At 60.9% G+C, this 6,071-nt stretch carries 8 protein-coding genes and 1 pseudogene; all 9 read right to left on the bottom strand.

Annotated features, from left to right (window positions below):
* Positions 1-36 precede the first annotated feature (36 nt).
* Positions 37-150, bottom strand: a pseudogene (locus ACIPIZ_RS26230) (phage tail assembly protein); the annotation flags it as partial.
* Complete coding sequence (locus ACIPIZ_RS26225; RefSeq protein ID WP_007908779.1) at positions 147-494, bottom strand: phage tail tube protein; 348 nt, start codon at positions 492-494, stop codon at positions 147-149. The gene ACIPIZ_RS26225 and the pseudogene ACIPIZ_RS26230, both read right to left, overlap by 4 nt.
* A 67-nt stretch (positions 495-561) precedes the next feature.
* Positions 562-2,058: a phage tail sheath subtilisin-like domain-containing protein gene (locus tag ACIPIZ_RS26220; protein WP_401168322.1), complete on the bottom strand. Its 1,497-nt coding sequence runs from the start codon at positions 2,056-2,058 to the stop codon at positions 562-564.
* Positions 2,058-2,237 carry a DUF2635 domain-containing protein gene (locus ACIPIZ_RS26215; RefSeq protein ID WP_034154909.1) on the bottom strand — a complete coding sequence of 60 codons (180 nt, stop codon included), beginning with the start codon at positions 2,235-2,237 and terminating at the stop codon, positions 2,058-2,060. Before ACIPIZ_RS26215 ends, ACIPIZ_RS26220 begins: the two co-directional genes overlap by 1 nt.
* Entirely contained in the window at positions 2,234-2,818 is a 585-nt protein-coding gene (locus ACIPIZ_RS26210; RefSeq protein WP_105707384.1) for a hypothetical protein, read from the bottom strand. Before ACIPIZ_RS26210 ends, ACIPIZ_RS26215 begins: the two co-directional genes overlap by 4 nt.
* 148 nt (positions 2,819-2,966) lie before the next feature.
* Positions 2,967-3,998 (bottom strand): phage late control D family protein, encoded by a 1,032-nt coding sequence (locus ACIPIZ_RS26205; protein WP_122662159.1) that lies wholly within the window; start codon positions 3,996-3,998, stop codon positions 2,967-2,969.
* A gap of 9 nt (positions 3,999-4,007) precedes the next feature.
* Positions 4,008-4,220: a tail protein X gene (locus ACIPIZ_RS26200; RefSeq protein ID WP_064393145.1), complete on the bottom strand. Its 213-nt coding sequence runs from the start codon at positions 4,218-4,220 to the stop codon at positions 4,008-4,010.
* A complete protein-coding gene (locus ACIPIZ_RS26195; protein WP_064393146.1) occupies positions 4,213-4,596 on the bottom strand; it encodes a phage tail protein in 384 nt (127 codons plus the stop codon). The genes ACIPIZ_RS26200 and ACIPIZ_RS26195 overlap by 8 nt, the downstream gene beginning before the upstream one ends.
* Positions 4,593-5,924 carry a glycine zipper domain-containing protein gene (locus tag ACIPIZ_RS26190; protein ID WP_401168317.1) on the bottom strand — a complete coding sequence of 444 codons (1,332 nt, stop codon included), beginning with the start codon at positions 5,922-5,924 and terminating at the stop codon, positions 4,593-4,595. Before ACIPIZ_RS26190 ends, ACIPIZ_RS26195 begins: the two co-directional genes overlap by 4 nt.
* Positions 5,925-6,071 lie beyond the last annotated feature (147 nt).

Below are 6,071 nucleotides of genomic sequence, written 5' to 3'. Positions count from 1 at the left end.
GTCGAGGCTGACTTCTTCGCTCTTGTCGATCTTTTACGGCAGCGCCTTGATCGCTCGCACTTCCTGCACCGTCGGGCGGCGCAGGACGAGTTAGGTCAGGGGCTCGCCGTGAGCTTCGATCGCAACCTGAAGCTTCACGGCGCCGCTCATTGCCAGGTCCCCTTGATGCCTTCGAATTTCAGTTCGATGGTGGCGTCATCGCCCTTGGAGACCGGTTCTTCAACCAGATATGCACCGGCCAGCACGTAGACTTTGCCGTTGCTGAATTCGCAGGTGACGGTGATGTCGGTGCCTTCGATCAGCTTCTTCAGCGGGAAGTCGGCGGTGTGCAGCGCGGTCACTTTGAACGACGGCGCGATGTCGGTTTCCTTGTAGAAACCGGGTACGACGGTTTCGCGTTTGACCGCCATCAGCGGGGCTTCGCAGCCGCCATTGATGGTCAGTTGTGCGCCGTCGACTTTGACGTAGCAGGTGCCTGCAATCAGTTGACCCATGGTGTTACTCCCTTTAATGAAAAAGCCCACGCGAGGTGGGCTGAATGCTTGTCGTCAAACGCAGCAATCAAGCCGCGTCGTCGTACTGCAGGCGGAACTGGTTGAGCAGTGCGAACACGCGCAGACCGTTGATGTAATCCGGCGGGAACAGCACGTTCACGCGGCTCGGGTCCTGCACGTCGCGCTCGACGATCAGGTGCTCGGCGAACAGCTCGGCGTTCTCGACATGGCCTTCCAGTTCGAGCTTGGCGTACTGCGCAATCAACTCGCCGCGAATGGTCGCCGGGGTGACGATCGGCTGGCCGGCGCCGAAACGCGTGCCGTCGGAGGCCAGTTTGTGCCGCCCGTATTTGCTGGTGATCACGCTTTGCAGACGACGCACGATGAAGGCCGACTGGTGCATGGTTTCGCTGTCCAGATAGGAGTTGTCGGCCTGACCGTAAGCGTTTTTCTGGTAGGTGGTGATCGAGCGCTGGATGCGCACGTAACCGCCTTCGTAGTACGCGGTGGCGATGCCGTAGTTGAGCAGCGACTGACGCTCGGTCAGGGTGAAGCGTTCGCTGGCCGGTGCCGGATCAACACCCGGCAGGCTGCCGCTTTGGGTCGGACGGCTGGCGTCGGCAGAGATGAACACCGCGGTGCGTGCGGCCAGTGCGGCAGCTTGTACCCAGAACGGTTGCGGTACGCCCGGCTCCAGCGCCTGAATGGTCATGTGCTGGTCATTGCGCGCCTGGCCGGCAGCAACCAGGGTGCCGACGGTGCCGCGCTTGGCGCTGTAGACGTGACCGAACAGTTGCTTGGCCCACGACCAACGACCGGTGCTGTCATCCATGACGGCTTGCCAGGTGTTGAGGGTCGACAGATCGGACCATGGCAGTGCGATGAATTCGAACGGTTCATCACCCAGTGCGGCGATCGCTTCAACCTGATCCGGCACACCGGCGCCGCCGGTCATGGCGGTGATCGCAGCGGTCAGGCCAGCCGGGGTTTCTTCGCCGTTGCTCTTGCCCAGGCGATTGAATTGCAGGCTGATGTCGTTACCGCTGTCGCCAGTCCATTTGGCGTTCAGGGTGACCACACCTTCGGCAGCGGCAGCGCTGACCGGCAGATCGGCCGTGGCGTTGACTTTCTGCGCCAGTGCAGTGGCTGCTTGGGCTGCGGTAGCACCGTTGACCACGGTGGCCTGAACACGCACGCCACCGACATACAGGTTGAGCAGGCCGGCCTGAGTCGCTGCGCCAGTCAGGGTCAGTACGCCTTTGGCAACAGCGCCTTCAGCGTTGTGCAGCGGCAGGCACCAGATCTCGCCGATCGGGTCGGCCTTGCGGAAGGTCTCGTACATCGAGGCGAGCATCGAGCCTTGGCCGCCGATGCTTTTGGCCAGCGCAACGCTGGAGACCAACACCAGTTTGCCGACTTCGGTCGGGGCGATGTTGTCGTTGACCTGAGCAACGATCAAACGGCGCATGGTCGAACTCGCGCTATTGGCGGCCGAGTTGTCCATTTCGGCATAGAACAGCGGTACACGAATGTCCGCGGGGATGTTGCTGAATCCGATCGCCATTATTTGGCTCCCTTTTGTTTGGCTGGTGCGGTTTTGAGAGTGATGTCGCCGTCGGCCAGACGTCGGCGCCACCAGGCGCTGTCCAGCACTTCACGGCCTTCGAGCGGCAGCAGATCGCCCGCCTCCGGGTCAGGTACGACGCGACCGGCGGCCGGCAGTACGGTGATGCGATTGCTCATGGGGTTACCTCTGCAGAGAAAGTCATTTCCACGCGCCCATCGGGGCCCGGGCGTTTCAGGTTGGGGTCGGCCGGGTCGATCGCATCGACCCGCACGGTGGCCCCGGTAAAGGACGACAAGCCGTCCAGTTCGCGTTCGTGCCAACTCTCCGCAGGCTGACTTGGCAGATTGCGGCCGAGCTGGAACTCGGCAAAAAAGCGCAGCCGGTAGAAAGCGCGGCTGCTATTGATCGAGACCAGTTCGCCGCCGTCGTAGACGATGGCGCTGTAGTCGTTGTCGGGCTTGAACCCGACCAGCGCGCGCCACAGTTCGGCACGCAGGTCGTGCAACAGATCCAGCGCTTTTGTAGCGTCGGTGGCGTCAAGTACCAGGACGATTTCGAAGCGGTCGCGGATCGGTTGGGTGGTGAGGTTTTGGGTGGTGCTTTCACTCGCCAAGTCGGCCAGTGGCAGCACGTGGGCCGAGGGTGTCGGCAGATCCGGGTTGCCTTGTAGCAGCGCCAGATCGACACCCACCGAAATGTGACTGGCAAGGCCAGGGCATTGCCCACGCAGTTGCGTGAGGATCGGGGTGATCTTCATGGGGGTGGTCCAAAATAGTGGGAGTTACCGCAGGCCCCTGTAGGAGTGAGCCTGCTCGCGATAGCGGTGTGTCAGGCGCGTTGGTTTTGAATGTGGCACCGCTATCGCGAGCAGGCTCACTCCTACAGGGGGCTCGTGGGCTGTGAGATCAGTCTTTGGCTTCGGCTTTCGGGTCGAGGCACGACGCATCGATCAGGCAGCGATAGCTGTTCTCGCGATTACCGCTGGCGGTGACCTTGTCGATCGACCAGCGTCCGCGCATGAAATCCGGCCAGGTATCATCGAGCAGCACCAGGCCTTCAGCGGCCAGACGCGGATCGCCCGGGCAGGTGATCTTCACCTTGAACTTTTGCCGGAGCATTTTGCGCACTTCGCCTTCTCCCACGGCAATGGCGTCGGCTTCATTGGGTTGCTTCTGGCGGATGGTCTTGAACGGCGCAAGTCCCGTTTCGACCCAATGCAAAATGCCTGTAACAGCATCGACAAAACAGGTCTTGCAGCCCTTGGCCTGTTCGCGGGCGGCCTCTTCCAGCGTGGCGCTGATGAAGGCGTGATCGCCGGGACGATTATTGTGGGTGACCGACAACGTCACATCCTGCAGTTTCTGCCCCGAGATTGATTTGATCTGCCCGGGGCGCGCCAGCACATACGCATCGCCATAAGGTTTGGCGACCAGGTTGTACTTCTTTGCCAGCCGCGTCAGAAAGCCCATGTCGGTTTCATTGGACTGGTCGACATGGGCGATTTTGATCATCGCCACGTCCGCTGCGACACGTGATGAAAATCCGTGCTGCGACACCAGTTTGCTGAACAATTGACCGAGCGTCGTCGGTCCATGACTGGCGGTGCGGCGCTGCTTGAAGCCGGTCTCGTCATCCTTGCTGAACGGTGCTGCAGTGGCCACCAAAGTCAGGCGAAACGGAAACAGCGTCGGTGTCAGGCGAGTGACTTTGAACTGGCCCTTGTCGACCATCTCTGCCATTTCTAGGTAACCCACCAGCAGGCCGATTTTCCCGCCGAGGTTCGGCAGCCCTTCGAGGCCTTCCAGATCAATGGTCAGGGTCAGTTGATCCGACTCGATACCGGCGGCATCAATGTGCTCCCAACTGATAAGACGCTGGTTGAGCAAATCCGCGTTTGCGCCATAAATCTGAACGACCGGGGTAAAACCCAATGCCATACAACCTCCTTAATCCCACGCCGTGAGCGCTTTGATTGCGGCGGGTTTGCTGTCGAGTTCAGGCAGCACGACCCAGATGCCAGCGGGCAGAACCGGGCCGTGTTCGGCCAGGGTCGGGTTGAGTTTCCACAGGGCTTCTTCGGCCGCATCGTCGCTGCGACCGGTTTCGCGGTAGAGCAGCAGATTCACCGAATCACCGGCCACGCTTCGAACTTTACGCATTGTTGAACTCCGCCAATTCGATGACCCAATCGACCACCATCGCTGTACCGTCATCGATGATGCAGGTCTGGGTTTCCTGAACGTTGTTGACCCGCCACAGCCCCCAGTTGCGGCCGATGCCATCGATCAGCGGCAGCGGTATACGCAGCGCCTGCAAGGCACGCAATTCATCGAGCCGATCCATGGCCACGGCGTACATCGACTTGCCGGTGATGGTCAGGGTTTCCGGCTTCTGTCCGGTCTGACTGGATTTCGGTTTGCTGGTAAGGATCTGTATTTCGGTCCAGCCGCCATCGGACTTGCGCAACAATTGGTGGTACGCAAAGTTGCGCGACAGGCCGAAGATGAAACTGCCCAGAGCCATTTGTTGTTTCATGTGGCGACTCCGTCGGTCAGGGCTGCGTCACGTCGTGTGGCGAGAGGATTGGTCGGCATGATCTGGCCCAACTGACTCATAGTTGTCTGCACAACTAGATTGGCCAGTGCCTGGGCGCTGCCCTGATCCTGACCATTGATGTGAATGGTGGAGTTGAACGTGACAGGCTGGCTGGCGGCTGTGGAGGCGAGTGCCGCAGGGTTCGTGGAGGTCGCCGAGGTCGCGATGAGGTCTTTACTGACCTGTGCAGGAGAGCCGAGACGATCGACTTGTGTCCCTAGCTTGTCGCCCAGAGATTCACCGATGGCCCCGCCCGCCATGCTCCCCAGCCACCCGCCGACCATGGTGCCCACACCCGGCAGAATCAACGTACCCAGTGCAGCACCGACAGCGGCACCAACAGACGACCCGGCTAACGATGCACCGGACGACACGACGGCACGCTTATCGCCGCTCATGACGCCGTTGACCATTTCATATCCGGCGCTGAGCAACCGCAGCGGCGGTGCCCGTCTGGCAAGCAGTCTGCCTGCCCTGGCGTAAGAACCGGACAGTGGAGCGGCCGGTGCAGAACTGACGGCTGATGAGCCTGCAAATGCCGTCATGGTTCCCGGCCAGTACGAGCCGGACATGCGGGGCAGAACGGGTGGTGCCGGTGGAGCACTGATCCGTGGTGGCCGAGGGGTCACCGTGCGGGGGCTTTTCGCACCTTGACCGGTTTGTTCACGTCGGACTCGAGGCTTGATGCTTGACCGGCGAGGCTTGAGTCTGTCCCCCGTCCCGCCGCCCAGCGGTTTGCAACAGCAGTCATGGCCCGCGCCATTTCCGGCCGACGTTTTCTTTGCTTTCGGGTCTTCAATATCGGCAATCAAACCGCCAAGACCGAACGGTAATTTTGAAGCGACGCCCTTGAGCAGTTTGTCGGTGAAATTGCCGAATGCCTTGGCCATCACCGCCACCACGATGGCCGACAGTCCAACGCCCGCAAGGGCCAACGCCGTCGAGGTCTTGGGATGGGCTTCAGCCATATCGGCCACGCCATTGGTCATATTCGTCAGCGAATCCAGCGTGCCGGTCGCATCCGGCGCCAACGCCGTGATCAGACGATTGAGACTGGCATCGAACGCGTTCCAGCTTCGCTGAGGGTCTTTGCCCGCAGGCTCGGCGCTGCGTTCAATCGCGCCGCTGTAAGCCGGTGTCAGTGGAACGTTGGGCTTGAGCAATGAAAGCGGCGTCTGTGCCTCGCCGGGTTTGCCCATCCACTGGAGCACGCCCCCCTCACCCTTGAATGGCGATGCGAGGCTGCTCTGGGTCGCTTGCGAGGACACAAGCGACGACGTTCCTTCCAGTTTGGCCGGAGCGATCAGCGAAAACGCTTTTTGCAGGTCTTCGGGTTTCGCCAGCAGTTTGCGTACACCGTCGTCGCCACTGAAAAGTGTCTTGATCAGCGCTGCTTGCTGCTATGCCGGTTGTTG

It is taken from the genome of Pseudomonas sp. NPDC087690, assembly GCF_044743175.1.
In the GTDB taxonomy this organism is placed as follows: domain Bacteria; phylum Pseudomonadota; class Gammaproteobacteria; order Pseudomonadales; family Pseudomonadaceae; genus Aquipseudomonas.
Note: the sequence above shows the minus strand (reverse complement) of the source record. Positions and strands in the feature narration are given on the sequence as shown.

Bases quoted from the DNA above. Each gene is read 5' to 3' on its own strand.
- ACIPIZ_RS26225 (WP_007908779.1), bottom strand. From the start codon at position 494: ATGGGTCAACTGATTGCAGGCACCTGCTACGTCAAAGTCGACGGCGCA.
- ACIPIZ_RS26205 (WP_122662159.1), bottom strand. From the start codon at position 3,998: ATGGCATTGGGTTTTACCCCGGTCGTTCAGATTTATGGCGCAAACGCG.
- ACIPIZ_RS26195 (WP_064393146.1), bottom strand. From the start codon at position 4,596: ATGAAACAACAAATGGCTCTGGGCAGTTTCATCTTCGGCCTGTCGCGC.
- ACIPIZ_RS26200 (WP_064393145.1), bottom strand. From the start codon at position 4,220: ATGCGTAAAGTTCGAAGCGTGGCCGGTGATTCGGTGAATCTGCTGCTC.
- ACIPIZ_RS26215 (WP_034154909.1), bottom strand. From the start codon at position 2,237: ATGAGCAATCGCATCACCGTACTGCCGGCCGCCGGTCGCGTCGTACCT.
- ACIPIZ_RS26210 (WP_105707384.1), bottom strand. From the start codon at position 2,818: ATGAAGATCACCCCGATCCTCACGCAACTGCGTGGGCAATGCCCTGGC.
- ACIPIZ_RS26220 (WP_401168322.1), bottom strand. From the start codon at position 2,058: ATGGCGATCGGATTCAGCAACATCCCCGCGGACATTCGTGTACCGCTG.